Below are 25,340 nucleotides of genomic sequence, written 5' to 3'. Positions count from 1 at the left end.
CCAAGTGGGGTGAATAGCCACCTGCACACCCTTGCCGAAGAGGTTTAGTGCGGTTGCCCAGCTCACGTTTATCCTTGCTTCATGGCCATTTCCCTTGCTGCCCTGGTGGGCGTGTCTTCCCTGAAGCTGTCCAAGGCGGGCGTGGCGGAGACTACCTGGAACCAGGACATCAACTGGGTCGCGGTCACCGAACTGGAGGATCCGCAGCGGTTCCTCAACGGCGGCGAGCTGGTCCTCACCACCGGCCTGCGCCTGCGCTCCGCCCCCGAGCAGCGCCGCTTTGTCCGCCAGGTGCAGCGGGCCGGCGCGGTGGGCATCGGATTCGGCGTGGGCCTCTCGCATGAAGCGGTGCCGCCGGCCCTGCTCGCGGAGGCCAACCGCTGGGGCCTGCCCGTGGTGGAAGTGCCCTACGAGACCCCCTTCATCGCCATCACCAAGCTGGTGGCCGACGCGCAGTCCGCGGACCACTACGCCAAGCTGGAACGGCTGATCGCCGGCCACCAGGTCCTGGCCCGGGCGCTGCTGACCGGCGGCGGGGTGGCCGAACTGTTGAAGAACCTGGGCGGCATGCTCCGCACGGACATTGCCCTCACGCAGTTCACGGCGCAGCTGTACAACAGCAGCGCCGGCAGCCCGTCGGCGGACACCTGGTCCAGCTACCCCGTCCCCACGGGACGGCGCGATGCCTGCACCCTGTGGGTGCGCCAGCCGTTCGAGGACACCGGCATCATCGGCTATGCGCAGAACCTGATCAGCGTGGAGCTGAACAACATGGTCAAGCAACGGCAGGCCCAGCGCGCCCTGTGCGGCCAGGTGCTGGAGGACGTGATCCACGGGGCGCTCGAGACCAGCGAGGCCCAACGCCGCCTGGCCGGCGTGGGCGTGAACAGCACCCGCAAGAACGTGGTGCTGCTGGCCGTGTCGGCCGCCCACGGCAAGGCCCTGGGCAGCACCTCCGTGCCGCTGGAACTGGAAAAGGCGGTTGCCGCCGTGGTGGGCAAGGACTTGGTGCTTGTGGTCAATGACGACGGCGGGACGGCACCGGCGCTGGCACGGAAGCTCAGCGATCACCTCGCCGAAGCAGGGATCCACGCCACGATCGGCATCGGCGGGGCCTACACCAAGCCGAACGGCCTGCGCTGGAGCTACTTCGAGGCCCGGGACGCCGCGAGCCACGGCCTGCCGGTCAACGAGCCCGAGCGGCTCAGCCTGACCTCACTGCTGCTGGCCAGCGAGGATGTGCCGCTGGCGGACATGGCGCACGAGTCGCTGAACCCCCTGCGGTCCTTCGACGCCGCGCACGGTTCGGAGCTGATGGCCACGCTGGAGAGCTACCTGAACAACAACGGCTCGGTGGCCGCGGTGGCGGAGGAACTCACGCTGCACCGCAACACCGTCCGGTACCGGCTGGCCCAGATCACCGAGCTCACGGGGTACGACCCCGCCGTCACCGCCGACCGGGTGCAGCTGTGGCTCGCCCTGGCGGTGGCCCGGTTGTCGGCACGCCAGGGCAAGTAACGGGAAAGCTGCCGGTCAGATGACGCCGTGGCCCAACAGGTCCCGCGACTTCTTCCACGACTTCCGGAACCCGGCCTGGGCCGCCAGCATCCGTTCTTCCTGCTGGTTGAGCAGCTGCGCATAGACGCCTGCCGTGGCTGCCCCGGTGTCATCGGCGGCGATGCCGGCCAGCAGGTCGCGGGCCACGGCGGCGTCCTGGAACCGGCCCAGGATTTTTTGTTGCCTGCGGGCCGCCTTTGCCACCTTGCCCGCCCGCTTGCCGTGCACCAGCACAGCCGATTCCGCCACATGGCGCAGCCGCTTGGCGTCCTTGCGGACACGGTGCAGGGCCAGCTCCTGTTCCCTGCCGCGCCGCGCTCGCTTGACCGCCTTGCGGGAACGCCGAAGCCGTTTGGCCGCTTTGTCCACCGCCTTCGCCGCCGCCCGCCGCCCGGGCCTTACCGCTTCGGCACGCACCGGCGGGCTGTCGCGGAAGTCCTCGAGCTTATCCAAAAGCCGGAAGTAGCGCTCAGTCCCCAAGGCTTCCCGCAGGAGCCGGTACGCGGTGTCGTAATCGCCTCCCGTCCGCTCCTCCAGCCGTGTCGTAGCCTCCGCAATGCCTTCCCCCGGCGGCAGGCCCGCCAGCTGTCCGCGGAGCTGCTCCCTCAGGACTTCGGCGTCACGCGGCTGCCCCAGCAGCTGGCCCAGCCACTTCAGCTCGTTCCGCAGCTTGCGGACCGGTGATGCCCGGTAGAGCCTGCCGTAGGCACCGAGCACCGAGCGGATCCGGCGCGCTGCCGAGCGCATGGCGTGCACTGCCTCGGGTTCCTCGCCCCGGACGGCGGCATCGCTGGCAAGGATCTGGTCAATCTGCGCGCCCACGTAGACGGTGACGACGGCGGCTGCCGGCGCACGCTTTCCGGCCAGCAGGGCCGGGCTGCTTTCGGGCGTGGCGGTGTCGCCGCCTTCCCCACCTCCGGCCTCTTCATCGGCGCCGCTGCGCTTCGCGGCCGCCTTGCCGGCTTTCTTGTCATCGCCCAGTGCGCGGGCCAGTTTGGAGGCGTGGCCGGCCGGGCGGGCGCCGGCAGCCGCGAGCAGTTCCTCCACGGGCCCAAAGAGGCCGGGATCGCCGTGGACCAGTTCCAGTTCCCACTCGCGCCACTGCTGCCGGGTGGCCGCCGCCTTGTCCCGGTCCTGGAGCCGTTCGGCGGTCACCTGGTCGTCGGCGAGGTCGGCGAGGTGCACGCCGTCGTCGCCGTACAGGGGATACGTGGTGCGCCGGGTTTCCAGGCGGACCACCGGCACCGGGACGGCACCCCTGAGGTAGGCGTGAAGGTGGGTGAGCAGGGTGTCCGGGACGACGTCGGGCCGGCCCAGGGGTGCGTGCAGTTCCGTGCGGTGCTGCGGCCCGTCCCCGTCCGCGGCAGCTTGTGGCGGCAGCTTCAGGTGCCAGCCGGCGTCCTTCCCGCCGGTGCGGCGGCGCAGTGTGATGCGTCGGGCGGCGAGGGCATGCTTTGGCGTGTCGAAGTACACCGCCTCCAGGAGGTCGGTATGCGGCTTGCCTGTCCGGGCTACCCCGGCCGCCTGCTCAAGCGCGGGCACTGCGGCGCCGGCGTCGACGTCGTACTTCTTCTCGATTTCCAGTCCCCGGGAAGCCTCCACAGCCGTCCTTCCGCACCACCTGGTCCAAGCCAGGCCCTCCGACAGTCCGTTGGCAGTCTATTGCAGCGGCCGCAGCCCGGGAGAGGTTGGCCACAAAAGAGCAAACATCAAACGTCTAACCTTTAGGCTGGAAGGTATGCCCGCCACTCCCCCCTCCTCCCCATCCTTGGCCACCCAGGCACCCGCGGCCACCCGAAGCGCTCCGGCAACCGTCACGGCCGCTGGCAAGCCGCGCTCCGCCGTCGTGTTCGGGGTGATCGGCCTGGTGCTGATCGGGCTCAATCTTCGGGCGGGCATTACCGGGGCGTCCGCCCTGCTGCACGACCTCCAGGCGGTGCTTGGTTACGGGGCGCTGGTAGCGGCCATCATTCCGTCCATCCCCACGCTCTGCTTCGCGTTGGCGGGCGCCGCCACCTCCTGGCTCACCGGCAGGGTGGGGGTGGAGAAGGCGATCCTGCTGTCCCTGGCCCTGCTGGCCGGCGGCCTGCTGCTGCGCGGGATCCCCGCCACCGGCATGCTCGTGGCCGGCAGCGTGGTGGGCATGTCCGGCCTGGCAATCTGCAACGTGGCCATGCCGTCCTTCATCCGGGAACACTTTGCCTCGCGCACCTCGCTGATGACCGCCGTCTACACGGTGACCATGACCACCGGCGGCACCCTGACCTCCGTCGCAGTTGTGCCGCTGGCCCAGGCCCTCGGATCTCCTTCGGCCGCGGTGGGCGCCATCGGCATCGCCGCGGTGGCAGCCTTCCTGGGCTTCCTGCCGGTGGCATTGCACGCCCACCGCAACACGGTCCGGAGCACCGCCGGCCACGTCTCCCCCTGGCCCCTGCTGCGGACCCGCAAAGGCCAACTCCTCACCGCGATCTTCACCCTGCAGGCCCTCCTCGCCTATGCCCTGCTGAGCTGGTTCCCATATATGCTCACCACCATGGGCCTGAGCGCCTCGGACAGCGGGCTTATGTTCGGGCTCATGCAACTGGTCTCCGTTCCGGCCGGCATGGTGCTGATCGCCATCGGTTCCCGCCCGGGGATGCTGCGCCCGGCGTTCTACCTGGTGAGCATCACCATGGCCGTGGGCATCCTGGCGCTCCTGTTCCTGCCCGTGGGCCTGGCGGCCGTCCCCGCCGTCCTGCTGGGCTTTGGCCTGGGCATCTTCCCGCTGGTGATGGTCATGATCAGCCGCAGCGGCACCAGCACCTCCGAAACCACTGCACTGTCCACGCTGGCCCAGTCCTCGGGGTACCTGCTGGCCACGGCGGGCCCGTTCGGCATGGGACTGCTGCACAGCGCCACCGGCGGCTGGTTCCTGCCGCTGGCGCTGTTGCTGGCACTGGCGCTGGTGCAGATCGTGGTGTCCCACCTGATTACCGGCCGCGCCATGTCCGGGAAATCCGCAGGCGCCGCTCCCGGCGCTGTTCCGGCCCGCACTGCCGATGGAAGGAAGTAGCCCCGTGTCACTGAGCCCGTCAGTCCGCCCGCCGCTCGCCGCAGAAGTCACGGCCAAGCTGCGGGACATGGTCCACACCGGCGAGTGGCCCCTGAACCAGCGCATCCCTTCGGAGCCCGAGCTCATGGCCCGGCTTGGCGTCTCCCGTGGAACCCTCCGGGAAGCAGTCAAGGCCCTGGCCCACGGCGGGATGCTGGAGGTCCGGCGCGGGGACGGCACCTACGTGCGTGCCATCAGCGAGATGTCCGGTGCCGCCCAGCGGATGTACCGGGACCATACCGAGCAGCACATCCTGGAGGTGCGGCTGGGCCTGGATACGCAGGCTGCCCGGCTGGCCGCGCGGAATGCAACGGACGACGACGTCACCGCCCTGCGTGCCCTCCTCACCAGCAGGGACCAAGCCTGGAGCAGGGGCGACTTCGAGGCATGGGCGGACGCCGACTGGCATTTCCACGAAGGCATCGCGAGGGCGTCCTGCAATCCGCTGCTGCACGAGCTCTACGCCAGCTTCGGAACAGTGTTCCACCAGGATCTCCTCAAGCAGCAGCGCCGGCCCGGCTTCAACGGGCTGCCGCGGGACGGCCACGAGACGCTCCTGGATGCGATCGAACGGCGGGACGAAGACGCTGCCGTGGCCACGGTGAACCGGAACCTGAACTCCTGCGCGGAGTGGCTGGCGGAGTAGCGTTCAACCGCGGGCTGGCCGGTGAACTTTGTGGCCCGGGGTTTCTACCCGACCGGAATCATCAGTAGGCTTACCATCTGACGAAGGATGTTCTGCCCCGCACTGCATTCCGCCGTGCAGGGCACCCTCCGGACGATGAGGAGTCCCCATGGCGCGATCAACACGCCTCAATGATCAGGAATTGGACAACGGGTCCCCCCTGGAGGTGCCCCGCCAGGGGCAGCGCCTCGGCCACATCAGCAAATCGCAGGAGTCCCGGCCGCCGAAAGCACTGTGGTCCGACGGGCTGGGCAGGGCGGGCACCCGCGCGGCCCAGATCCTGCTGGTGGTGCTGGTGGTCGCCGTCTCCGTCTTCGCACTGATGCAGATCAAGCTCCTGGTGATCCCCGCCCTGATCGCCCTGATCCTGGCCGCAGCGATCGGCCCGTTCGTGAACATGCTTCGCCGCCGCGGCATACCGGGCGGCCTGGCCACCGGCATGGCCTTCGTGGCGCTGCTGGTGATTCTGGCCGGCGTGTCTACTGTCATCTACTTCTCGGTGCGGAACCAGTGGGGCGAACTGGCGGCGCAGGCCTCCTCCGGCCTCGACGAGCTGGAGCAGTTCCTGCTGACGGGGCCCGTCCCCATCGAGCAGGAGCAGCTCAACCAGGCACGGGAGGCGGTGGTGCAGTTCGCCACCAGCAGCCAGGTCCGCTCCGGCGCGGTCACCGGACTGTCCGTGGTGACCGAGTTCATTGCCGGGGCCAGCCTCATGGTGGTCATCCTGTTCTTCTTCCTCAAGGACGGCGCCAAGATCTGGGACTTCTTCCTCCGCCCCTTCTCCGGCCAGCGTGAAGCCAAGCTGCGCCGCTCGGGCCGCCGCACGCTTGAGGTACTGGGCGGCTACGTCCGGGGCACCTCCATTGTTGCCCTGGTGGATACCGTGGCCATCGGCGCGGCCCTGCTGATCATGCAGGTGCCACTGGCCATTCCACTGGCCATCATCGTTTTCATCACCGCCTTCATCCCGCTCGTGGGCGCAACCATCGCCGGCATCCTTGCAGCCCTGGTGGCGCTCGTGGCGAACGGCCCGGTGGTGGCCCTCATCGTGGTGGGCGTCGTCGTCGCGGTGAACCAGCTGGAGGGCGACCTCCTGCAGCCGATCGTCATGGGCAAATCCCTCCAGCTCCACGCCCTGGTGATCCTCATGGCCCTGACTGCCGGCACCATCCTGGCCGGGATCGTGGGTGCGGTCCTGTCCGTCCCGCTGGCGGCTGTGGCCTGGGCGATCATCCAGGTGTGGACGGCGGAAGACCCGAACCTGAAAGACATGAACCCGGACCTGCCGCCGCCCAATACGCAGCCGGTGTAGCAAGGACCCCCGCAGCAGGCAAAGCAGCGGCCCGGCACTTACGTACCGGGCCGCCGTCGTCCGCTCTTTACTGGCTGCTACTCGCCGCGCAGGCCCGCAAAGACGTTCTTGGGACGCTGCATCTCGCCGTGCTTGGCGCCCAGGATGATCACCAGCGCTGCGAAGCCGGGGACGGCCCACTGCAGGAGCTTGAGCTGCTGCTGGGCCGTCTTCAGCTCGTCCGAGGCTGCGCCGTGCGGCTCCGTTGCGCCCTCGGCGCCCTCACCGGAGAGCTTCTCCACCTTCTTGCCCAGGATGCCCGAGTACAGGGTCACCGCGGCGCCCACCACGGTGACGGCCGTCTTGATGACGGTGTCCCGGGCCACGCCCTCCTGCTTGGCGATGCGGCCCTTGTTCTCCCATGCAATGGCGAGGTCGGCCACCAGGTGGGAAGCGAAGGCCGCAGTCTGGAAGGGTGCCCACTTCATCCAGCCGGCGCTGGAAAGCCGGGTGCGCTCGGCGGGGTCCTTGGCTTGGGCTGCTGCGCCGTTAAGCCCGATGGCGCCCATCAGGGATCCGCCAAACCATGCTGCTGCCGTCAGGTCGTGAACTGAACGGGCAATGAGATTTCCTGCCATGATGTGCATTCCTAACGTTGTGAACTGGTTCCGGTTTGCCGCTGTGCCGCGGACTTCACTTGCCGTGTCCCATCGGGGTATGGTGCGCCCATGGTAAGCACACTTACTAATATTACGAAAGCCCGCCCCCGGGCTGGGGCAAACGCGTAATATCGTCGCCATGGGAAACACAGGAACATTGTTCGGCTGGGCCTTCGGGGACCCCGCCCGTGAAAGTGACAGCGGCTACGTGGACGGCCTGCAGCGCGAGGCGCTCAGGAATGCGCGGGAAACCGCGGAGGCCAAAGGCGTGGAAGCTGTGACCGGTTCCGAGGTGTTCACCGTCCTCAGCGCGGATGATTCCCTGGTGGAGCTGGACAACGCCCCCGGCCAACTGGTGGTCCGGTGCACCGTGCACGTCGAGGGACCGGGCGCAGAGAAGCTTCGGGCCGAAGGGCCCATGAACGGCTGAACCATGTCCGACGGCGATTCCACCCTCAGCCAGGCAGCGGACGCTGTCGAAGAGGCGTCCAACCACAAGGCCCTGGACGTCCTGGCCCGCACCGGGTTTGCCGTCATGGCACTGCTCCACGTGATCATCGGCGCCATTGCCATTGCCATCGCCTTCGGCCATCCGGGCGACGCCGAACCCACCGGTGCGATCGCCCAGCTCGCCGACAACACGTGGGGACCATTTCTCATGTGGGCCTGCGTGGCAGCGTGTCTCGGCCTTGCCCTGTGGCAGGCCAGCGAGGCAACACTGCGCGCCCGGAGCCTCCCTCGTAAGGAACGGCTGGCCAAGCTGGTCTCCTCGGGGTTCCTGGCCATCGCCTACGGCAGCGTGGGCCTCACCTTCGCAGGCTTCGCCCTGGGCCAGCGCAGCGACTCCGGCGAGAACACCCGGGATTTCAGCGCCAGCCTGATGGCCCACCCGCTGGGGCCGTGGGTCCTCGTAGCCTTGGGACTGACCGTCCTGGGCATTGGCATCTACTTCATGGTCAAAGGATTCCGCCGCGGCTTCAAGGAGGAGCTGTTCCACTTCGACGGGACCCGGCGCGGCAGGCTCATCGACAGCCTGGGCGTTACCGGCCACATCGCCAAGGGAGTGGCCCTGGTACTCACCGGCCTGCTCTTCGTCATTGCTGCCGCCAAGCACAACCCGGACGAGTCCACCGGCCTGGACGGCAGCCTCAAGGCCCTGCAGGACCACCCGTTCGGGCCCGCCCTGCTGGTGGCCATTGGAGCGGGATTCATCGCCTACGGGATTTTCGCACTTGTCCGCTCGCGGTTCGGTCGCATGTAGAGCCGCCTTTCCGGGGTAGGAAGGAAGCATGACCCAGCAGCTGCGCGTCGTTTCGGCCATCACCGGGAGTGCCGGTCAGGCTTTCGCTGCCCTCTTCCGGCTCCTGAAACTGGCACGCCCTGAACGGCCTATCCATCCCCGGGGCCTGGGCCTGGCCGGTGAGCTCACCAGGACCGGCAGCCCGGCTGAACCCAGTGGGATCGACTGGCTCGATTCCCCCGGCACGGACCAGGTGGTGGCCCGTTTTTCGCGGTCCGTTGGGCTGCCACAGGCGCTGCCGGACATCCTGGGCCTGGCCCTCCGGATTTCGCCGTCCGGCGATGCTGTCCCTGATGCTGCCCTTGGTGCCGCCCCAACTGCCGGTCCCGGCGCAGCCGCTGGTGCCAACCCCGCCGATGTCCTGTTCGCCTCCACCGGCTGGAAACTGCCCGGCCGGTTCCTGCTGATGCCGCGGCTGGATGTCGCCGGAGCCACCCTGACCACGCTCATGCCGTACCGCGGCCGGCGGGGCCCGGTGCTGCTGGGTCTGCGCACGCGGAACCTTCCCCCGGGTTCACTTGCATCGGGGGAATGGGAACTGGGCTTGTACTGGGCCAAACCGGGCGGGCCGTGGCGGGAATGCGGGGAACTGCGGCTGCATGCCGGCACTGATCCAGGGGACATCCCGCTGCGTTTCGACCCCCTGGGGAACCAGCCGCCAGGGGCCCGGACCTACGGCTGGGCCCGGCGTCTCCGGAAGCCGTCCTACCGGGCCGCGCGGCGGCCGGCACCTCCCGCCGTCGTACGTCCTAAGGAACCCGGACCCGCAGCAGCCGCACGCAAGGAAACCACCCCCGGAACCGGAAGGAACTCCATGTCCACCGTCTCGCAGCTGTTCACCTCCCCCGCGGCCGACGTCTGGCGGGTCATCGCCGACGGCTGGCTCTATTCCGGCTGGGTGGTGGGCGCGTCCCGGATCAGGGACGTGGACGCCGAATGGCCGCAACAGGACGCCCGGCTGCACCACTCGGTGGGCGCCTGGCCGCTGGTGATCGACGACAGCACGCGCGTTACCGCCGTCGAGCCGGGCCGCTCGCTGGAACTCGTGGCGCGCGGCTGGCCGATGGGCGAGGCGAAGGTGGAGATCACGCTGGAGGACCGCGGCGACCAATGCCTGGTGACCATTGCCGAGGACGCCATCCGGGGCCCCGGGAAGCTTATGCCGAAGTTCCTGCGGGATCCGCTGATCTCGGCACGGAACCGGGAGACCCTGCGGCGCCTGGAGCTGATGGCCGTTGGCGGCGCCGGCAAACAGAAGCCCTAAATAGCGGGGCCGGGTTAAGAACTTAAAGCAGGAACCGCGGGACCAAATGGCCCCGCGGTTCCTGCTTTGTCTCCAGGCGCCGGTTAGACCTGCGCGGCCACACCGTCGCGGGAGATGTCCACCATGTCCTCGCGCGGCACCACCTTGACGCGCTCACGCTTGACCTCGACGCCGTGCGAGCCGCCCGCCTCGGTGGCTGCTGCGCCGAGCGCAAGTTCGTGCGCGTCCAGGGCCAGCCAGCCTTCCCAGCTGGTGAACTTCACGCCCCGGGCGTCGAGGAGCTCGACGACGGCGTCCTCCTCGGGTGCCGAAGCGACGGGGAGGTTTTCGCGGTCTTCCAGCAGGTAGGTCACGGTTTCCAGGGCGTCGCCCTTGGTGTGGCCGATGAGGCCGACCGGTCCGCGCTTGATCCAGCCCGTGGCGTAGATGCCCGGCACGTGCTGGCCGTCGACGTCCAGGACGCGGCCGCCGTCGTTCACGACGACGCCCTTCTTGTGGTCGAACTCCACGTCCGGGAGGGCGGAACCAAAGTAGCCGATGGCGCGGTAGACGGCCTGGACAGGGTAGTCCACGTACTCGCCGGTGCCGCGGGCGTTGCCGGTGCCGTCCAGCTCGGTGCGCTCGAACTTGATGCCGGCGACCTTGCCCGGGGTCTCGGCGTCGTCATAGATCTCCACCGGGCTGTGCAGGAAGTGCAGGTGCAGGCGGCGGGAGGCCTTGAGCTCGGAGAGGTCCTCGGGCTGCTCGGCGATCCAGTTGGTGAGCGTGCCCACCATGGTCTTGGTCTGGTTGTTCGTCTGGATCTGGCGGTCCGATTCCTCGTCGAACTCGAAGTCCTCCGGGTACAGGATGATGTCCACGTCCTTGGAGTGGGACAGCTCGCGCAGCTCCAGCGGGGTGAATTTCACCTGGGCGGGGCCGCGGCGGCCAAAGACGTGCACGTCGGTGACGGGCGAGGCCTTCAGGCCGGCGTAGACGTTATCCGGGATCTCGGTGGTGAGGAGGTCGTCGGCATGCTTGGACAGCACGCGGGCCACGTCCAGGGCCACGTTGCCGTTGCCGATCACGGCGATCTCCTTGGCCTCCAGCGGCCATTCGCGCGGGACGTCGGGGTGGCCGTCGTACCAGGAGACGAAGTCGGCGCCGCCGAACGAGCCCTCCAGCTCGATGCCGGGGATGTTCAGGTCCGCGTCCTTGATGGCGCCGGTGGCGAAGATGACGGCGTCGTAGTGCGTGCGGAGGTCCTCGATGGTGAGGTCCGTGCCGTAGTCCACGTTGCCGAAGAAGCGGATGTCGCCGCGGTCCAGCACCTTGTGCAGCGCGTTCACGATGCCCTTGATGCGGGGGTGGTCCGGAGCCACGCCGTAGCGGATCAGGCCGTAGGGTGCCGGGTAGCGGTCAAAGAGGTCGATGCTGACGGTCAGCTCACCGCTCTTGACGGCTTCGCTCTTGGTGAGGATGTCCGCGGCGTAGACGCCGGCCGGGCCGGAGCCCACGACGGCGACGCGCAGCGGACGAGCAGCTGTTCCTACGGGAGTGCTGGATGACACGGCTGTGTTCCTTTTCTTCGGTCCGTCCCAACTAGGTAGCAGCTGATGTCGTTTTGAGGGCTCATAACGACATCTGCTGCTACCTAGTTGGGTGGGGGCTAGGTGGTGAGGACGGTCTTGCGGGGGCTGTTCGGGGTGGTGGTGCTGTAGTCAGCGGTTTTGAAGTGCGACGGCGCGAAGGGGCTCACGCGCACCACGTCACCAATGACTATCACGGCAGGATTTGCGACGCCGGCCGCCTGGGCCTGGTCGGCGATGGAACCGAGCGTGCCAATCGTGACGCGCTGGTCCGGCAAATAGCCGTTTTCCACGATACCAACAGGGGTGTCCTGCGGCAGGCCGGCTTCGCCCAGCGCGGACGCGGATTCACGCAGCTGGCCCACTCCCATGAGCAGGACGATCGTGTGGTCCGGGCGGGCGGGAACCTCGGAGAGTTCCTCGTGCCCGGTGACCACGCTGAAGCCCTTGGCCAGGCCGCGGTGGGTGACGGGAATGCCGGCCGCTGCCGGAACGGAGATCGCGGAGGTGACACCGGAAACCACTTCAACCTCTACGCCGTGCTGGCGGCAGTATTCGGCTTCCTCGCCGCCGCGGCCCAGCACGTACGGGTCGCCGCCCTTGAGCCGGACCACGCGGTGGCCTTTCAGGGCTTCCTCGACGAGGATCCGGTTGATCTCTGCCTGCGGGACGGGGTGGTGGCCGGGGGTCTTGCCCACTTCGATGATCCGAACATCCGGGGCGAGTTCATTCAGGAGTTCGCGCGGGCCCAGGCGGTCCGCCACGACGACGTCGGCCTGGCCCAGGAGCCTGCGGCCACGGACGGTAATGAGGCCGGTGTCGCCGGGACCGCCGCCAACCAACGCGACGCTGCCCGCGTGGGCGCGGCGCCGGCGCAGTGGAAGGTCGCCCGGTTTCGAGGGCAGTGGCCACTGCGTCCCGGACGGCCATGGCGCGGCGGGGGTCTCCCCCGGCGTTGATGGCGATCTTGACGTCGTCCACCTCTGCTACCGCGGGGGTCCAGGCGGCAGAAGCTTCATGGTTGGAGGCGTTCACGCACCAAACCCGCTGCGCCTCGGCGTCGGCCGATACCTGCTGGTCCACGGCGGAATCGCCGGTGGCGGTCTGGACGAACCAGACGCCGTCGACATCGCTGGAAACGTAGGGGCGCGCTGCCCAGGTGAGCAGGCCGGCGTCGGCCATCTCCTGGAGCGCGGGCGAGGCAACCGGAGCCACGACGGTGACCACGGCACCGGCGTCGAGCAGCCCCTTGGCACGGCGGGCAGCAACGGGGCCGCCGCCCACCACCAGCACCGGGCGGCCGAGCAGCCGCAGCGCCGTGGGGTAAATATCCTGAATTGCCATGAATCAACGGTAGGGCCGCGTCACAATGGGCTACAAAGGCCGAGCAACACCAGTTCACGTAAGGTAACGCTGCGTCACAAAGGGTTCTGCGGTCGCTCAACCCCACAGGCCCTCCGCCTGCGCCTTGGCCAGCAAAGCGTGGGCGGTCCACCGCATCGACTCGATGGCCTCTTCCCGGCCCAACCCGCCCACGTCCGTGAGCCAGACCAGTGCTTCAATGCCGATGGCACTGCGGATGGCCAGCACCAGTTTGTGGATCTGCTCATCGGTCAGTTCCCCCCGCAGCGGCATCAGCGCTTCGGTCAGCCAGACAATGGCGCGTCCCTGGCGCAGCGGCAGGCTCCGGTCCGGGCCGTCTGTGGACTCAAGCGACAAGCGCAGCATGGTCCGCTGCTGCGCCTCGGTTTCCAGGATCATGCGCGTGAACTCCACCACCACCGCATCGAGCCGCCCGGCCGCGTCCTTGGGCGGAGTGTCCGGCAGCATCGAGGTCCGCGCAGTCTCCGGGTGAGCCGCGGCGAGCAGTTCCCGCTGGCCAGGGAAATAGCGGTAGGCAGTACTCCGGGCAACCCCGGCTGCCTGCGCGGCCTCGTCCACTGTGGGCGTCCTACCGGCGGCAACAAGGGTTCTGGCAGCCGCCACGAGCGCATCCATGGTGCGGCGCTTCTGGCTGCTCCGCCCGCTGTCCGCATAGGGTCTTGACACGCTCTTTATGGTACATCAGTCTTGTTATGGGACGTTTGTCCCATAAAGTTTCCCAACGCATCGAGGCGAGCAGCATGGAAACGAAAAATGCGTCATCAGCCCTGGTCCGCCAGCCCGGCGAAGGACCACGACGCTGGTTCTACGGCGGCGGAGTGCACACCTGGAAGGCCAGGGAGGAGGAGACGGCCGGCGCGTTCCTGCTCTTCGAGGATGAGATGGCCTTGAACAAGGTCACCCCGCTCCACACCCACCCCGACTCCGACGAAACCCTCTACGTTTTGTCCGGCGAGATCCTGATGAACCTGGACGGCACGGAGCACCGGATCGCCGCCGGCGGCCTGGCCATGGCGCCACGCGGACTTCCCCACGCCTTCAAGGTTTTGCAGGAGGGCACCCGGATCCTTTGCCTGCAGACACCCGGCAGTGCCCAGTCCTTCTACGACGGCGCCAGCGAACCACTGTCCGGTTCTGATGACCCCAACGGTTCGGGCATCGTGGACTTCGGCCGGATCAGGGCATCCGGCGAGGCCCACGGCGGGATCGAGATCATTGGGCCGCCGCCCTTCGCTTAGCCGTGGAGGCTAGCTGATCCGGCGATCTGCGCCGGCGAGGAAACCACCGCGCCGTGCGATGAGGCGCTCCAGGTACCTCGCCAGGAACAGCCGTTCGACGGCGCGGCCCAGCACACCCAGCGAGGCGGTGAACTCCACCCGGTCCACCATGATGCTCCCAACGGCTGTGGGCTCGGATTCGTGGACGTGCCGGAAGGCCTTGAAGGGGCCCTTCACCTGCTCGTCGGTGAAGCTGCGGGGGAAATCCAGGCGGGTGATCCGGCTGGTCATGGTCAGCGGGATCCCGAAGTGCCTGGCCCGCCACGTCACCTCCTGGCCTTCCCCGATGAGCCCGCTCGTCACGCCTCCCACGCCCGCTCCCCCGACGTCCGTTGGGATTCCACGTGGACGTCGATGCTGCGTGCCAGGTCGAAGAGCCGCTCCACCGGCAGCTGAGACTCGGTGCGGCACACAAAGCTGGCGGTCATGGCGCCAGTCTGCCACTGTCTGCCCCGCAGCTGACGCGGTCGTGGGGCACTTTGGCGCGTCCCGGCGTCGAACTGGCCGGAAACCCCGGGCGTGTCCGTGCCAAAGTGCCCCGCTTTGGTTCGGCGCAGACGGCAGGGAAGCAGAGCCCGACGGCGGGACTCGCCGTCGGGCCTCTTGGGTGCCTTGGGGTGCCGGCTGGGTCAGCGGGTGCTGCCGGCCAGGAGGCCGCGGCGGCGCAGGAGCCGCTTCTCGATGGGGCCGAAGACCAACAGCTCGATCAGGATGCCGACGCCGAGGATCAGGAGGATGGCTGCCATTACGACGGTCATGTCCGACAGGTCCCGGCCCTGGTCCAGCAGGGAGCCCAGGCCGAACCCGATGGTGCCTCCCACCGCGATGATTTCCGCCGCCATGAGGGAGCGCCAGGAGAAGGCCCAGCCCTGTTTAAGGCCGCTGAGGTACCCCGGCAATGCGGCGGGAAGGATCACCTGCAGGGCCATCTGCAGCCGGGAGGCGCCAAGCACCGTGCCCACGCGCCGGTACTGCGGCGGGATCTGGTCTACCCCGGAGATGAGCCCGTTGATGATGGACGGGATGGCGCCCATGAACACCACGAAGTACACGGTGGCGTCGGTCAGGCCGAACCAGATGATCGCAGCCGGGACCCAGGCCACGGAGGGCAGGACCTGCAGGCCAGAGATCAGGGGCCCGAACGCGCGCCGCAGCGGTGCCACCTGGGCCAGCAGCAGGCCTACCGGCGTGGCGATGGCCACCGAAATCAGGAAGCCCACCAGGCCTCGCTGCAGTGATGTCCACACCGATTCCTGGAGCTTGCCGTCACTCCACAGCACGCCCATCTGGGTCACCACGTCCAGCGGCCCGGGCACGAGGTCGCGCCGTTTGACGCCCAGGGACACATAGAACTGCCACACGAGCACCAGGACCACCAGTGCTGCCACGGGCAGGAGGATCCGGCTCCACTCGATGCGGTGTTTGCGGTCGGCGTCGGACTGCAGCGAGTCGAGACCGGATTCAAGCTCCCGGAGGTCTTCGTGCCCGGTGGACGTCCGGGTCAGAGCGGCATGGATGTGCCGGGAGGACGAAGGCGTAGCGCCGGATGCCGTCCAGGGAGTGGCATCGGGCCTGTCGGAGCGGGACGCTTCGTCCGAAGGACGAAAGCCGTCCCGCGAAGGGGCGGGGGCGGCATCCGGCGCGGGCTCGGACAGGGACTTATTTGGCATGGCGGCGAATCTCCTCCCGCAGCCGGGCGGTGATGACCCCGGTCAGCTGGCCGGCGAGCCCGGCGTCGGTTCGGTGTTCCTCGGTGACGGCCCATTCCTGGACCACGCGGCCGGGGCGGGAGGACAGCAGCAGGACGCGCTGGCCCAGCCGGACGGCCTCGCGGACGTTGTGGGTCACGAAGACGATGGTGCGCCCGGTTTCCTTCCAGATGCGCTCCAGCTCATCGTGCAGCAGGTCGCGGGTGATGGCGTCCAGCGCCGCAAACGGTTCGTCCATGAGCAGCAGCTGCCGGTCCTGGGCCAGCGAACGGGCCAGGGAGACGCGCTGGCGCATGCCGCCGGAGAGCTCATGCGGCCGTTTGTCCCCGGCGGACCCCAGGTGGACCAGTTCCAGGAGTTCCTGCGCCTTGGCACGGCGTTCGGTCTTGCCCACCCCGCGCAGCTTCAGCGCGAGTTCGATGTTCTCCCGGGCGGTCAGCCACGGGAAGAGGGCCGCGTCCTGGAACATGAAGGCGGCGCCGTCGCTGGGGACTTCCAGGGCGCCCGACGTCGGCGCCTCAAGTCCCGCGATGATGTTCAGGAGGGTGGATTTGCCGCAGCCGGAGGCACCGAGGAGGGCAACGAACTCGCCCTGCCTGATGTTGGCGTTGACGTCGTCCAGTACCGGGGCGCCGTCGCCGAAGCGCTTGCCCAGGTGTTCCAGTACGACTGGCATGGTGCCGTCCTTAGGTAGTGGGTGGGTCAGTCCTGGCCGAGGCCGGCCGCAGAAATCTTGTGGGTACCGCCGGTGACCTGGTTGAGGGCGCGGAGGTCGAAGAGTCCGTTGATGTCGGCCTTCTTGGTGGTGCCCGCGTCGACGCCATCCTGGAGGAGCTTGGGGTAGCCGCCGGCCAGGGGGTCGAGGGTGAACGTGATGTTCGCCAGGGACCGGCTGAGGACGTCGCCCGGCAGCGCTGCCCCGGCGGCTTCCTGCAGGGCGGAGTTGATGAGGTCCGCCTTCTGGTCCCCCGGCGCCGAATTGAGCCAGGCCACCGACTCCGCGTTGCCCTTGATGAGGGCCTTGACGGTGTCCGGGTGGTCGGCGGCAAACTTCTGGTTCACGATCAGGATGGTGGTGGGGAACTCGCCGGGCTTGCCGGTGCCGGTTCCATCCCAGAGGTCCTTTTCGTCCACCAGCATCTTGGCGCCGGCCTGGAGCACCAGGCGTGACGCCCACGGCTCAGGCAACCACGCGCCGTCGAGCTTTCCGTCCTGGAACAGCTTCAGCGTCTGGGCGTTCTCCGTGGGATTGATGGCGACGTCCCCGCTGCCGTCCACGTTTGTCTTGTAGCCCTGTGAGGTGAGCCAGGAGCGGAGGGCCACATCCTGGGTGCCGCCCAGCTGCGGCGACGCGAGAGTCTTCCCCTTCAGGTCTGAAACCGAGTTAATTCCCGGCTTGACCACCAGCTGCGCACCGCCGGCCGCAGCTCCCGCAATCACGCGCACGGACTGCCCCTGGCTCTTGGCGAAGGAGTTGATGGCCGGGTTGGGGCCGATGTAGGCGGCGTCGATGGCCCCGGCGTTCAGGGCTTCGATGGCGGCCGGGCCGGCGTTGAAGGTTTCGGTGCTGAGCCTGGTGCTGCCCAGGGCATCTGCAAGGAAGCCCTTTTTGATGCCCACCAGTGCCGGGGCATGGGTGATATTCCCGAAGTAACCCAACTTCAGTTCCGCGGCGGGAGTGGGCTCGGCGGCCTGGGCTTCGGTGTTGCGGGAAATGTTCGAGGCCACGATGGCCCCGAGGGCGATCAGCAGGACCAGTCCGATGGCCAGGGCGGCCTCGACGGCGCGCCTGCGCGTAGGGGCCGCGCTTTCGCCTGCCACGATGCGGGTCATCCCGGGCTTGGAACTAGTCATTGTTTCACCATAGGGAGTGGCCCAAACCCGTTCAATGAAGCGGAAACGGGGGGTCACGCACGTTCATCCAGCGTCATATTTCGCCGCGCGGCTGCCCTGTTTGGCAGATTCAGTTGCCTTTGACGTTGACCAGCTGCCGCAGTTTGTGCCGCACCGTCACCAGGTCCGCGGCATCCTGCATGACCTGGTCGATCGACTTGTAGGCGGCCGGGATTTCGTCAATGAAGGCCTCCGAGGCGCGGAACTCGATTCCCCGCATGGCGCGTTTCAGTTCCTCCAGGGTGAACGTCTTCCGGGCGGCGTTCCGGGAGTACTCCCGCCCCGCGCCATGCGGTGAGGAGTTCAGCGAGGCAGGGTTGCCCCGGCCCTCCACCACATACGACGCCGTTCCCATGGACCCGGGGATCAGCCCGGGATCGCCGGGGCCGGCTTTGATGGCCCCCTTGCGTGACACCCACACCGTTTTGCCGTAGTGCGTCTCCTGTTCCGTGAAGTTGTGATGGCAGTTGATCCGCTCGCGTTCCCGGACAGGCCCGCCCACCCAGCGGCTGAACTGGGCGGCCACACGGTCCATCATCTCCTCCCGGTTCAGCAGGGCGAAGTGCTGGGCCCAGCGCAGTTCGGCGATGTACCGCTCGAACTGCGGGGTGCCCTCGTCCAGGTACGCGAGGTCCGGATCGGGAAGGTAGACCTGGTTTTTCCGGCTGACGTGCTGGGCGACGCCGATATGGTGCTGGGCGATCCTGTTGCCGATGCCCCGCGAGCCCGAATGCAGGAAGAGCCACACGCCGTCGTCCTCATCTGCGGAGATCTCGATGAAGTGGTTCCCCGAGCCCAGGGACCCCAGCTGCAGCTCCCATTTGGCAACGTACTGGGCCGGGTTGAAGCCGGCCTTCGCTGCGCGCTGTTTCAGCTCGGCGATCCGCGGCTCCGCGGTGGGCTGGACCTGCCGGTTGTTGTGCCCCGCCGACAACGGGATGACCCGCTCAATGTCCTCGCGGAGGCGCTTCCGGTCCCTGGGCAGATCCTTCACCGAGTACTGGGTGAGGACCGCGATCATGCCGCAGCCGATGTCCACGCCAACCGCCGCCGGAATGATGGCCCGCAGCGTGGGAATAACCGAGCCCACGGTGGCGCCCTTGCCCAGGTGGGCGTCCGGCATCAGCGCCAGATGCGGGTAGATGAACGGCAAGCGCGCCGTCATCACGGCCTGCTCGCGGGTCTTGTCATCCAGAATGGACGCCCAGTTCAGGAGCTTGGGGCTGATGGTCTCCATGCTTCGCCTCCCGCAGCTTGCCGAGGACTAACGTAGGTATCCCCGCACTCTACAGAGGAGAGCTCCCGTGGTGAACGTCCAGACCGAAGTTGTCATCAACCGGCCGCGCGCCCAGGTGGCGGACTACGCGGCCAACCCGGACAACGCGCCCAGGTGGTACGTCAACATCCACAGATCGCAGCGGCTCACCGATGGTCCCCTTGGTGTGGGCTCAAGGGCCGCCTTCACTGCCAGGTTCCTGGGCCGGGAGCTGAACTACACCTATGAGTTCGTGGAGTATGTGCCCGGCGAAAAGCTGGTGATGCGCACCGCCCAGGGCTCCTTCCCCATGCAGACCACCTACACGTGGACGGACGACGGCGGCGGGACCCGGATGGTCCTCGGCAACAGCGGCAGCCCGTCAGGTTTCTCGCGGCTGGCGGGGCTGGTCATGGCACCGATGATGCGCCGCGAGAACCGGAAGGATCTGCAGCGGCTCAAGGCGATCCTGGAGGGCCGGTAAGCCCCGGAACCACGAAATCGCCGGAACCGTGCGTGGGTAGCCGTAGCGATACGGCGACTTCGCACTTTTCCGGCGATCCGGGCGAAATCAGAGTCTAAACCCTGATCGATTACGCCCTGCGGTGTGCCGGCTGGCGCTGATCCTCAACGCCAAGGCCCAGCCGCGGCCGCCGCATGTTGCGCAGGTTGTACCAGCAAAACATTGCCAGCCCGAAATAAAGGGTCAACTCCATTACCTCGCCATATTCGGAAATAACGAAGGTGGGAGTGGGCCAGATGATCAAGCGGAAGAGGCGGTAAACCGCAGCCAATCCGAAGGCCGGCACAAGACAGAGCGGGGGAACGAGCAGATGGCTGTAGGTGGAGTGCTTCAGCCGTTTGCGGACCGCGGGCCCACAGAGGAACGCATGTTCCATACAGGCTGGCCAGGAGCATGGCGTAGGGAACTATTTCCTGGATGCCCCTGATGTTGTGCACGGTGGTCTCTCCCTGACGATTGACCGCCTGCAGGGATTCGGGTGTGCCCCACCCAAAAATGCGCTGGCCCCAGGAAATCTCCTCGCCCGTGAGGAACAGGACGCCAAGTGCCACCACGCCGTAAAGCAGTGCCATGCCCACCTGCCGTCTCCGAAGCAAGCGGACGCTGAGCAGCGCCAGGAACACTACCGCCCCAACGAGGCAAGCAAACTGGAGCCATTCGATCAAGGAGTCTTCCTCAACAAGCCAGAGATAGAATCCTCTGAAAGGAACCGTTGCCGCCACGACGACGGCCACGATGATGGGCAACAGCGCGAGAAGCCGCGCCCGTCGGGGGGCAATGTTCCATTCGCGCGCGTCAAGCGTGACGAGGTCACCGCCTCTTATGTACCACTCATGAATGGCTGGCATTCTGCCTCCTCAAGGTAACCCGCCACGGCCTGCAACACAGGAATTTATGCAATGCCTGAGCTTCCCACGCCCTGACGGGCAGGGAAACATGCATCGGGAACCTTTGTGGTTAATGTGCGGAATGCCGCAATCACGGAAGAATTCGTAAGAAACGACGCGAGGCTGCCGTAGCGATACGGCAGCCTCGAACTGTCCTGCGATGTGGGCGAAAACTAGATGCTGTAGCGCTCGTCCTCGTGGTCGCCCGGGTGGTCCTTGACCAGGCCGGCGGCCAGCGTGTTGCCGTCCAGCGGGTCGATCACCAGGAACGCGCCGGTGCGGCGGTGGTGCAGGTAGTTCTCCAGGGGCAGCGGTGCGGCGAGCCGGAGCTGTGCATGGCCGATGTCGTTCAGCTCCAGGTTTGAGGCGCCCTCGAGCTTGAAGGTGGCCAGGTCCAGCTTGCCGGAGACGCTGCGGACCATGGCCTGCACCGTCCGGGTGCCGTGCTTGACCAGCACCTTCTGGCCTTCGCGGAGCGGCTTTGGGGACAGCCAGCACAGGGCTGCGTAGAGATCGGCGGAGGCTTCGCGGACGGTGCCGGCGGCGGCGATGGTGTCACCGCGTGCCACGTCGAACTCGTCTGCCAGCCTGATCGCCACGGACTGCGGCGCAGCGGCTTCCTCCAGGGAGGCACCGGCAAAGTCGATGCCCACCACGGTGGTGGTCCTCGGCGACTGGCCCGGTGTCAGGACGGACACGTGGTCCCCCACCTTGACGGAGCCTTCGGTGATCTGGCCGGCGTACGCGCGGTAATCGCGGTACGCCTCCACGTCCAGGCCTTCAGCCACGGCGTCAGGAGCCAGCGCGCCCTGCGGCCGGATGACCAGCTGCACCGGGAAGCGGAAGCTCTCCAGGTGGCTTTCGAGTTCGTCCGCGGCGGGGAGGGTTTCGAGGACCTCGAGCAGCGCGGGGCCGGTGTACCAAGGGGTGCGTTCGGAGCGCTCCACCACGTTGTCGCCGTCGAGGGCGGACACCGGGATGACCAGCAGGTCGCTGATCCCGTCCGAGCCCAAGCCCAGTTCGCGGCCCACTTGCTGCACGTCGGCTTCGATGTCCCGGAACACGGACTCGCTGAAGTCCACCAGGTCGATCTTGTTCACGGCCACGATTACATGCGCCACGCGCAGCAGCTGCAGCACGGAGAGATGCCGGCGGGTCTGCTCCAGCACACCCTTGCGGGCGTCAATGAGTACGACGACGGCATCCGCAGTGGATGCGCCGGTCACCGTGTTCTTGGTGTACTGCACGTGCCCGGGGCAGTCGGCCAGGATGAAGCTGCGCTGGTCGGTGGCGAAGTAGCGGTAGGCCACGTCGATGGTGATGCCCTGTTCACGCTCGGCGCGCAGGCCGTCGGTCAGCAGGGCCAGGTCGATGCCGCCCTTTTCCCCGCCGAAGCCACGGTCCGCGGAGGTGCGGGCCACGGCGTCGAGCTGGTCAGCCAGGATGGCCTTGGAATCGTGAAGGAGGCGGCCCACCAAAGTGGACTTGCCGTCGTCGACCGATCCTGCGGTGGCGAACCGGAAGAGCGTGGTGGGCAGGGCCGTTTCCAGGTCTGCCGGGAGAACTGCTTCGGTGGTCATTAGAAGTACCCGTCCTTCTTGCGGTCTTCCATGGCGGCCTCGGAGATGCGGTCATCTGCACGGGTGGCGCCACGTTCGGTGAGGGTGGACGCGGCGACTTCCACCACGACGTCGGACACGGTGAAGGCGTTGGATTCGACGGCGCCGGTGCAGGACATGTCCCCCACGGTGCGGTAGCGGACGGTCTTGGTGATGACCTCTTCGCCTTCGCGGGGCTGGGACACTTCGCCCACCGCGCGCCACATGCCGTCGCGGGCAAAGACCTCGCGCTCGTGGGCGTAGTACAGGCCGGGCAGCTCGATGTTCTCGCGCTCGATGTAGCGCCAGATGTCCAGCTCGGTCCAGTTGCTGATGGGGAACGCACGGACGTGCTGGCCCACCGTGTGGCGGCCGTTGTACAGGTTCCAGAGCTCGGGGCGCTGGTTGCGCGGGTCCCACTGGCCGAACTCGTCGCGCAGGCTCAGGATGCGCTCCTTGGCGCGGGCCTTGTCCTCGTCGCGGCGGCCGCCGCCGAAGACGGCGTCGAACTTGTTCTGCTGGATGGCGTCCAGCAGCGGGACGGTCTGCAGCGGGTTGCGGGTGCCGTCGGCGCGCTCGGCCAGCTCGCCGCGGTCGATGAAGTCCTGCACGGAGCCCACCACCAGCTTCAGGCCCAGCCGCTCAACCGTGCGGTCGCGGAAGTCGATGACCTCGGGGAAGTTGTGGCCGGTGTCCACGTGCAGCACGGGGAACGGCACCTTGCCCGGCCAGAACGCCTTGGTGGCCAGGTGCAGCATCACCACGGAGTCCTTGCCGCCGGAGAACAGCAGCGCAGGCTTCTCGAACTCGGCAACAACCTCGCGGATGATGTGGATGGCCTCGGACTCGAGGGTGTCCAGGCTGGACAGGCGCGTGGATACGGCGGCGTCAGTCACCTGGGTCTCCTCGGTAAGTGAAGTGCTCATACGTGAAGCCCGCATTCTGTCTTGTCGGATCCTGCCCAGCGGCCGGCGCGGGGATCCTCGCCGGGTGCCACTTTGCGGGTGCAGGGCTGGCAGCCGATGGAGGGGTAGCCCTGGGAAAGCAGCGGGTTGACGGGCAGGAGGTTGTCGTCGGAGTACTGGACCAGCTGGTCGAACGTCCAGGCGGCCATGGGATTGACCTTGACCAGGCCGTTCTTCTCGTCCCAGGTGACCAGCGGGGTGTTGGTCCGGGTGGGGGCTTCGTCGCGGCGGACGCCGGTGAACCAGAGTTCGTAGCCGGCCAGGGTGCGCTGCAGCGGGGCCACCTTGCGGAGGGCACAGCACTGGGCGGCGTCGCGGGCAAAGAGGTCCTTGCCCAGCAGCCGGTCCTGCTGCTCCACCGTGTTCTCGGGGAGCACGTCCACCACGTTGACGCGGAGGTTCGCGGCCACCTCGTCGCGCGTGGCGTAGGTCTCCGGGAAGTGGTAGCCGGTCTCCAGGAACAGGACGTCGACGCCGGGCATCTGGTCCGCCACCAGGGCGGGCAGGACGGCGTCGGCCATGGAGCAGGCGACGGCGACGGCTGGCAGTTCGAAGTTGCGCTCCACCCAGGCGATCACGTCGCGGGCAGGGGCGTCCCAGCCGAGTTCGGCAGCGCCGGCTTCGGCCAGGGCCTTGAGCTCCTCCACGGGGCGCTGTGCGGGTGCCAGGTGTTTTGCCATTACTGGAGTGCCTCCTCGTCTGCTGCGTGGGCCCATTCGGCGAAGGTCTGGCCTTCGGCGCGGTCGGCCACGAACCGGCGGACAACGCGCTCCACGTAGTCGGGCAGGTCGTCCACGTAGACCTTCAGGCCGCGGACGGTGCGTCCCAGTCCAGCTTCCTCGCGGTCGTTGGAAGCCAGCCCGCCGCCCAGGTGGACCTGGAAACCCGGGGAGGGGTCGCCGTCGGGCGTTGGCAGCATCATCCCCTTCAGGCCGATGTCCGCCGTCTGGATGCGGGCGCAGGAGTTGGGGCAGCCGTTGATGTGCAGCGACAGCGCCTGCGGCAGCTGGCCCGAGCCGGCGAGGTCGGCCAGGCGGCGTTCCAGCTCGGCCACGGCGGTTGCGGCGGTGTACTTGGTCTCCACGATGGCCAGCTTGCAGTATTCGATGCCGGTGCAGGCGATGGTGCCGCGGCGGAAGACGGACGGGCGGGCGGACAGGCCCAGGGCGTCCAGTTCGGCCACGAGGGGCTCCACCTGGTCCTTTTCGACGTCCAGGACCACGAGCTTCTGGTGCGGCGTGGTGCGCAGGCGCCGGGAACCGCGGGCCTCGAGGGTGTCCGCGAGCTTGACCAGCTGGGCACCGGACAGCCTGCCGGCCAGCGGGGTGGCGCCGATGAAGAACTTGCCGTCCTTCTGCTCGTGCACGCCAATGTGGTCGCCGGGGGCGGTGGGCTTGGGCGCGGCGGGACCGTCGGCCAGCTTGTAGCCCAGGTATTCGTCCTCAAGGATCTGGCGGAACTTCTCCGGACCCCAGTCGGCCAGCAGGAACTTCAGGCGGGCCTTGGTGCGCATGCGGCGGTAGCCGTAGTCACGGAAGATGCTGGTGACGCCGAGCCACACGTCCGCGGCCTGGTCGGGCTGCACGAAGGCACCCAGCCGCTTGCCGAGCATCGGGTTGGTGGACAGCGCGCCACCCACCCAGAGGTCGTAGCCGGCCCCGAGTTCGGGGTGCTCAATGCCCACGAAGGCGCAGTCGTTGATCTCGTGCACAACGTCCTGGCTGGGGTGGCCGGTGATGGCGGTCTTGTACTTGCGCGGCAGGTTGGACAGCAGCGGGTTGCCGATGAACCGCTCCCCCAGCTCCTCGATGAGCGGGGTGGGGTCGATGATCTCGTCCTTGGCGATGCCGGCCACCGGGGAGCCAAGGATGACGCGGGGAACATCGCCGCAGGCCTCGGTGGTGGACAGGCCAACACCTTCCAAGCGGTTCCAGATCTCGGGGATGTCCTCCACGCGGATCCAGTGCAGCTGGATGTTCTGGCGGTCGGTGAGGTCGGCCGAGTCGCGGGCGAAGTCCACGGAGATCTGGCCGATGACGCGCAGCTGCTCGGTGGTGAGGGCGCCGCCGTCGATCCGCACGCGGAGCATGAAGTACTTGTCCTCGAGCTCGTGCGGCTCAAGGGTTGCGGTCTTGCCGCCGTCGATCCCGGGCTTGCGCTGGGTGTACAGGCCCCACCAGCGGAACCGGCCGTGCAGGTCCTGGCCTGGGATGGCGTCGAAGCCCTCTTTGGCGTAAATGGTTTCGATACGCTCGCGCACGTTAAGGCCGTCGTCTTCCTGTTTCCAGGTTTCGTTGGCGTTCAGGGGCGTCTTGCCGTCCACTTTCCACTGCCCGTGCGGCTTCGCAGCGGGTCGCGAGGGGCGGGCGGGGCGCTTGGCGGCAGCGGAGTCCGCGGACGCTCCGGCTAGAGCTGTATCAGTCATGCATCGACTG

The 25,340-nt window shown here is 67.7% G+C and carries 24 protein-coding genes and 1 pseudogene; 9 read left to right on the top strand and 16 right to left on the bottom strand.

The window, feature by feature from the left end; translation table 11 throughout:
* Positions 1-81 precede the first annotated feature (81 nt).
* On the top strand, positions 82-1,518 hold the full coding sequence (locus QFZ60_RS04570) for a PucR family transcriptional regulator (protein WP_307088588.1): 1,437 nt from the start codon (positions 82-84) through the stop codon (positions 1,516-1,518).
* Positions 1,519-1,533: 15 nt separating this feature from the next.
* On the opposite strand, the gene QFZ60_RS04565 is transcribed toward QFZ60_RS04570, so the two are convergent.
* Positions 1,534-3,159, bottom strand: coding sequence for a CYTH and CHAD domain-containing protein (locus tag QFZ60_RS04565; RefSeq protein WP_307088585.1), 1,626 nt, complete (start codon positions 3,157-3,159; stop codon positions 1,534-1,536).
* A 136-nt stretch (positions 3,160-3,295) separates the two neighbouring features.
* Between QFZ60_RS04565 and QFZ60_RS04560 the strand changes: the two genes are divergently transcribed.
* The 3 genes from QFZ60_RS04560 (at position 3,296) to QFZ60_RS04550 (ending at position 6,645) form a co-directional block, all read left to right on the top strand.
* Positions 3,296-4,609, top strand: a complete 1,314-nt coding sequence (locus tag QFZ60_RS04560) for a CynX/NimT family MFS transporter (RefSeq protein WP_307088583.1) — start codon at positions 3,296-3,298, stop codon at positions 4,607-4,609.
* A gap of 4 nt (positions 4,610-4,613) precedes the next feature.
* Entirely contained in the window at positions 4,614-5,294 is a 681-nt protein-coding gene (locus QFZ60_RS04555) for a FadR/GntR family transcriptional regulator (RefSeq protein ID WP_307088581.1), read from the top strand.
* Positions 5,295-5,442: 148 nt separating this feature from the next.
* Positions 5,443-6,645 carry an AI-2E family transporter gene (locus QFZ60_RS04550; RefSeq protein WP_307088579.1) on the top strand — a complete coding sequence of 401 codons (1,203 nt, stop codon included), beginning with the start codon at positions 5,443-5,445 and terminating at the stop codon, positions 6,643-6,645.
* 77 nt (positions 6,646-6,722) lie between these two features.
* Here the strand turns inward: QFZ60_RS04550 and QFZ60_RS04545 are convergent, their stop codons facing one another.
* A complete protein-coding gene (locus tag QFZ60_RS04545; RefSeq protein WP_307088577.1) occupies positions 6,723-7,262 on the bottom strand; it encodes a hypothetical protein in 540 nt (179 codons plus the stop codon).
* Positions 7,263-7,422: 160 nt separating this feature from the next.
* Here QFZ60_RS04545 and QFZ60_RS04540 point away from each other — a divergent pair, with 160 nt between their 5' ends.
* Genes QFZ60_RS04540 through QFZ60_RS04530 form a run of 3 tightly spaced genes read left to right on the top strand, consistent with a single transcriptional unit; the run spans position 7,423 to position 9,847 of the window.
* Entirely contained in the window at positions 7,423-7,713 is a 291-nt protein-coding gene (locus tag QFZ60_RS04540; protein ID WP_307088575.1) for a hypothetical protein, read from the top strand.
* A 3-nt stretch (positions 7,714-7,716) separates the two neighbouring features.
* A complete protein-coding gene (locus tag QFZ60_RS04535; protein WP_142117335.1) occupies positions 7,717-8,544 on the top strand; it encodes a DUF1206 domain-containing protein in 828 nt (275 codons plus the stop codon).
* Positions 8,545-8,572: 28 nt separating this feature from the next.
* A complete protein-coding gene (locus tag QFZ60_RS04530; protein WP_307088573.1) occupies positions 8,573-9,847 on the top strand; it encodes an SRPBCC family protein in 1,275 nt (424 codons plus the stop codon).
* Positions 9,848-9,930: 83 nt separating this feature from the next.
* On the opposite strand, the gene QFZ60_RS04525 is transcribed toward QFZ60_RS04530, so the two are convergent.
* From QFZ60_RS04525 to QFZ60_RS04515, 3 genes and pseudogenes are all read right to left on the bottom strand, one after another.
* A complete protein-coding gene (locus tag QFZ60_RS04525) occupies positions 9,931-11,397 on the bottom strand; it encodes an FAD-dependent oxidoreductase (protein ID WP_142032237.1) in 1,467 nt (488 codons plus the stop codon).
* Between the two features lie 98 nt (positions 11,398-11,495).
* A pseudogene (cobA, locus tag QFZ60_RS04520) lies at positions 11,496-12,759 on the bottom strand (uroporphyrinogen-III C-methyltransferase).
* Positions 12,760-12,855: 96 nt separating this feature from the next.
* Positions 12,856-13,464 (bottom strand): TetR/AcrR family transcriptional regulator, encoded by a 609-nt coding sequence (locus QFZ60_RS04515; protein WP_307088570.1) that lies wholly within the window; start codon positions 13,462-13,464, stop codon positions 12,856-12,858.
* A 74-nt stretch (positions 13,465-13,538) separates the two neighbouring features.
* Between QFZ60_RS04515 and QFZ60_RS04510 the strand changes: the two genes are divergently transcribed.
* A complete protein-coding gene (locus QFZ60_RS04510; protein WP_307088568.1) occupies positions 13,539-14,036 on the top strand; it encodes a cupin domain-containing protein in 498 nt (165 codons plus the stop codon).
* A 9-nt stretch (positions 14,037-14,045) separates the two neighbouring features.
* Here QFZ60_RS04510 and QFZ60_RS04505 read toward each other — a convergent pair whose 3' ends face one another.
* From QFZ60_RS04505 to QFZ60_RS04480, 6 genes are all read right to left on the bottom strand, one after another.
* The gene (locus QFZ60_RS04505) at positions 14,046-14,378 is read right to left on the bottom strand and encodes an SRPBCC family protein (protein WP_307088566.1); all 333 of its coding nucleotides are present in this window, start codon (positions 14,376-14,378) and stop codon (positions 14,046-14,048) included.
* Positions 14,375-14,503, bottom strand: a complete 129-nt coding sequence (locus QFZ60_RS04500) for a hypothetical protein (protein WP_307088564.1) — start codon at positions 14,501-14,503, stop codon at positions 14,375-14,377. Before QFZ60_RS04500 ends, QFZ60_RS04505 begins: the two co-directional genes overlap by 4 nt.
* Positions 14,504-14,704: 201 nt before the next feature.
* A complete protein-coding gene (locus QFZ60_RS04495) occupies positions 14,705-15,745 on the bottom strand; it encodes an ABC transporter permease (RefSeq protein WP_307088562.1) in 1,041 nt (346 codons plus the stop codon).
* Positions 15,735-16,460 carry an ABC transporter ATP-binding protein gene (locus tag QFZ60_RS04490; RefSeq protein WP_307088560.1) on the bottom strand — a complete coding sequence of 242 codons (726 nt, stop codon included), beginning with the start codon at positions 16,458-16,460 and terminating at the stop codon, positions 15,735-15,737. Before QFZ60_RS04490 ends, QFZ60_RS04495 begins: the two co-directional genes overlap by 11 nt.
* A 26-nt stretch (positions 16,461-16,486) precedes the next feature.
* Positions 16,487-17,617: an ABC transporter substrate-binding protein gene (locus QFZ60_RS04485; protein ID WP_307093197.1), complete on the bottom strand. Its 1,131-nt coding sequence runs from the start codon at positions 17,615-17,617 to the stop codon at positions 16,487-16,489.
* Positions 17,618-17,747: 130 nt separating this feature from the next.
* Positions 17,748-18,914, bottom strand: coding sequence for an RtcB family protein (locus tag QFZ60_RS04480; protein WP_307088557.1), 1,167 nt, complete (start codon positions 18,912-18,914; stop codon positions 17,748-17,750).
* Between the two features lie 67 nt (positions 18,915-18,981).
* On the opposite strand from QFZ60_RS04480, the gene QFZ60_RS04475 reads away from it, so the two are divergent.
* Positions 18,982-19,416: an SRPBCC family protein gene (locus QFZ60_RS04475; RefSeq protein WP_307088555.1), complete on the top strand. Its 435-nt coding sequence runs from the start codon at positions 18,982-18,984 to the stop codon at positions 19,414-19,416.
* 109 nt (positions 19,417-19,525) lie between these two features.
* Here the strand turns inward: QFZ60_RS04475 and QFZ60_RS04470 are convergent, their stop codons facing one another.
* The 5 genes from QFZ60_RS04470 to QFZ60_RS04450 all read right to left on the bottom strand — a co-directional run bounded on the left by QFZ60_RS04470 (position 19,526) and on the right by QFZ60_RS04450 (position 25,330).
* A complete protein-coding gene (locus tag QFZ60_RS04470; protein WP_307088553.1) occupies positions 19,526-19,831 on the bottom strand; it encodes a hypothetical protein in 306 nt (101 codons plus the stop codon).
* A 684-nt stretch (positions 19,832-20,515) separates the two neighbouring features.
* Positions 20,516-21,922, bottom strand: a complete 1,407-nt coding sequence (locus tag QFZ60_RS04465; RefSeq protein WP_307088551.1) for a sulfate adenylyltransferase subunit 1 — start codon at positions 21,920-21,922, stop codon at positions 20,516-20,518.
* Complete coding sequence (cysD, locus tag QFZ60_RS04460; RefSeq protein ID WP_307088549.1) at positions 21,922-22,866, bottom strand: sulfate adenylyltransferase subunit CysD; 945 nt, start codon at positions 22,864-22,866, stop codon at positions 21,922-21,924. Before cysD ends, QFZ60_RS04465 begins: the two co-directional genes overlap by 1 nt.
* Entirely contained in the window at positions 22,863-23,585 is a 723-nt protein-coding gene (locus tag QFZ60_RS04455; RefSeq protein WP_307088547.1) for a phosphoadenylyl-sulfate reductase, read from the bottom strand. Before QFZ60_RS04455 ends, cysD begins: the two co-directional genes overlap by 4 nt.
* The gene (locus tag QFZ60_RS04450) at positions 23,585-25,330 is read right to left on the bottom strand and encodes a nitrite/sulfite reductase (RefSeq protein WP_307088545.1); all 1,746 of its coding nucleotides are present in this window, start codon (positions 25,328-25,330) and stop codon (positions 23,585-23,587) included. Before QFZ60_RS04450 ends, QFZ60_RS04455 begins: the two co-directional genes overlap by 1 nt.
* Positions 25,331-25,340 lie beyond the last annotated feature (10 nt).

The sequence above is a fragment of the Arthrobacter sp. B2I5 genome (assembly GCF_030816735.1).
Taxonomy (GTDB): domain Bacteria; phylum Actinomycetota; class Actinomycetes; order Actinomycetales; family Micrococcaceae; genus Arthrobacter.
The sequence above is the reverse complement of the archived record's forward strand: the minus strand, read 5'-3'. Positions and strand labels throughout refer to the sequence as shown.

Coding starts and splice junctions, on each gene's coding strand:
- QFZ60_RS04570 (WP_307088588.1), top strand. CDS start 82: ATGGCCATTTCCCTTGCTGCCCTGGTGGGCGTGTCTTCCCTGAAGCTG.
- QFZ60_RS04560 (WP_307088583.1), top strand. CDS start 3,296: ATGCCCGCCACTCCCCCCTCCTCCCCATCCTTGGCCACCCAGGCACCC.
- QFZ60_RS04550 (WP_307088579.1), top strand. CDS start 5,443: ATGGCGCGATCAACACGCCTCAATGATCAGGAATTGGACAACGGGTCC.
- QFZ60_RS04545 (WP_307088577.1), bottom strand. CDS start 7,262: ATGGCAGGAAATCTCATTGCCCGTTCAGTTCACGACCTGACGGCAGCA.
- QFZ60_RS04540 (WP_307088575.1), top strand. CDS start 7,423: ATGGGAAACACAGGAACATTGTTCGGCTGGGCCTTCGGGGACCCCGCC.
- QFZ60_RS04535 (WP_142117335.1), top strand. CDS start 7,717: ATGTCCGACGGCGATTCCACCCTCAGCCAGGCAGCGGACGCTGTCGAA.
- QFZ60_RS04530 (WP_307088573.1), top strand. CDS start 8,573: ATGACCCAGCAGCTGCGCGTCGTTTCGGCCATCACCGGGAGTGCCGGT.
- QFZ60_RS04510 (WP_307088568.1), top strand. CDS start 13,539: ATGGAAACGAAAAATGCGTCATCAGCCCTGGTCCGCCAGCCCGGCGAA.
- QFZ60_RS04500 (WP_307088564.1), bottom strand. CDS start 14,503: ATGACCGCCAGCTTTGTGTGCCGCACCGAGTCTCAGCTGCCGGTGGAG.
- QFZ60_RS04495 (WP_307088562.1), bottom strand. CDS start 15,745: ATGCCAAATAAGTCCCTGTCCGAGCCCGCGCCGGATGCCGCCCCCGCC.
- QFZ60_RS04490 (WP_307088560.1), bottom strand. CDS start 16,460: ATGCCAGTCGTACTGGAACACCTGGGCAAGCGCTTCGGCGACGGCGCC.
- QFZ60_RS04485 (WP_307093197.1), bottom strand. CDS start 17,617: ATGACCCGCATCGTGGCAGGCGAAAGCGCGGCCCCTACGCGCAGGCGC.
- QFZ60_RS04480 (WP_307088557.1), bottom strand. CDS start 18,914: ATGGAGACCATCAGCCCCAAGCTCCTGAACTGGGCGTCCATTCTGGAT.
- QFZ60_RS04470 (WP_307088553.1), bottom strand. CDS start 19,831: ATGGAACATGCGTTCCTCTGTGGGCCCGCGGTCCGCAAACGGCTGAAG.
- QFZ60_RS04465 (WP_307088551.1), bottom strand. CDS start 21,922: ATGACCACCGAAGCAGTTCTCCCGGCAGACCTGGAAACGGCCCTGCCC.
- cysD (WP_307088549.1), bottom strand. CDS start 22,866: ATGAGCACTTCACTTACCGAGGAGACCCAGGTGACTGACGCCGCCGTA.
- QFZ60_RS04455 (WP_307088547.1), bottom strand. CDS start 23,585: ATGGCAAAACACCTGGCACCCGCACAGCGCCCCGTGGAGGAGCTCAAG.
- QFZ60_RS04450 (WP_307088545.1), bottom strand. CDS start 25,330: ATGACTGATACAGCTCTAGCCGGAGCGTCCGCGGACTCCGCTGCCGCC.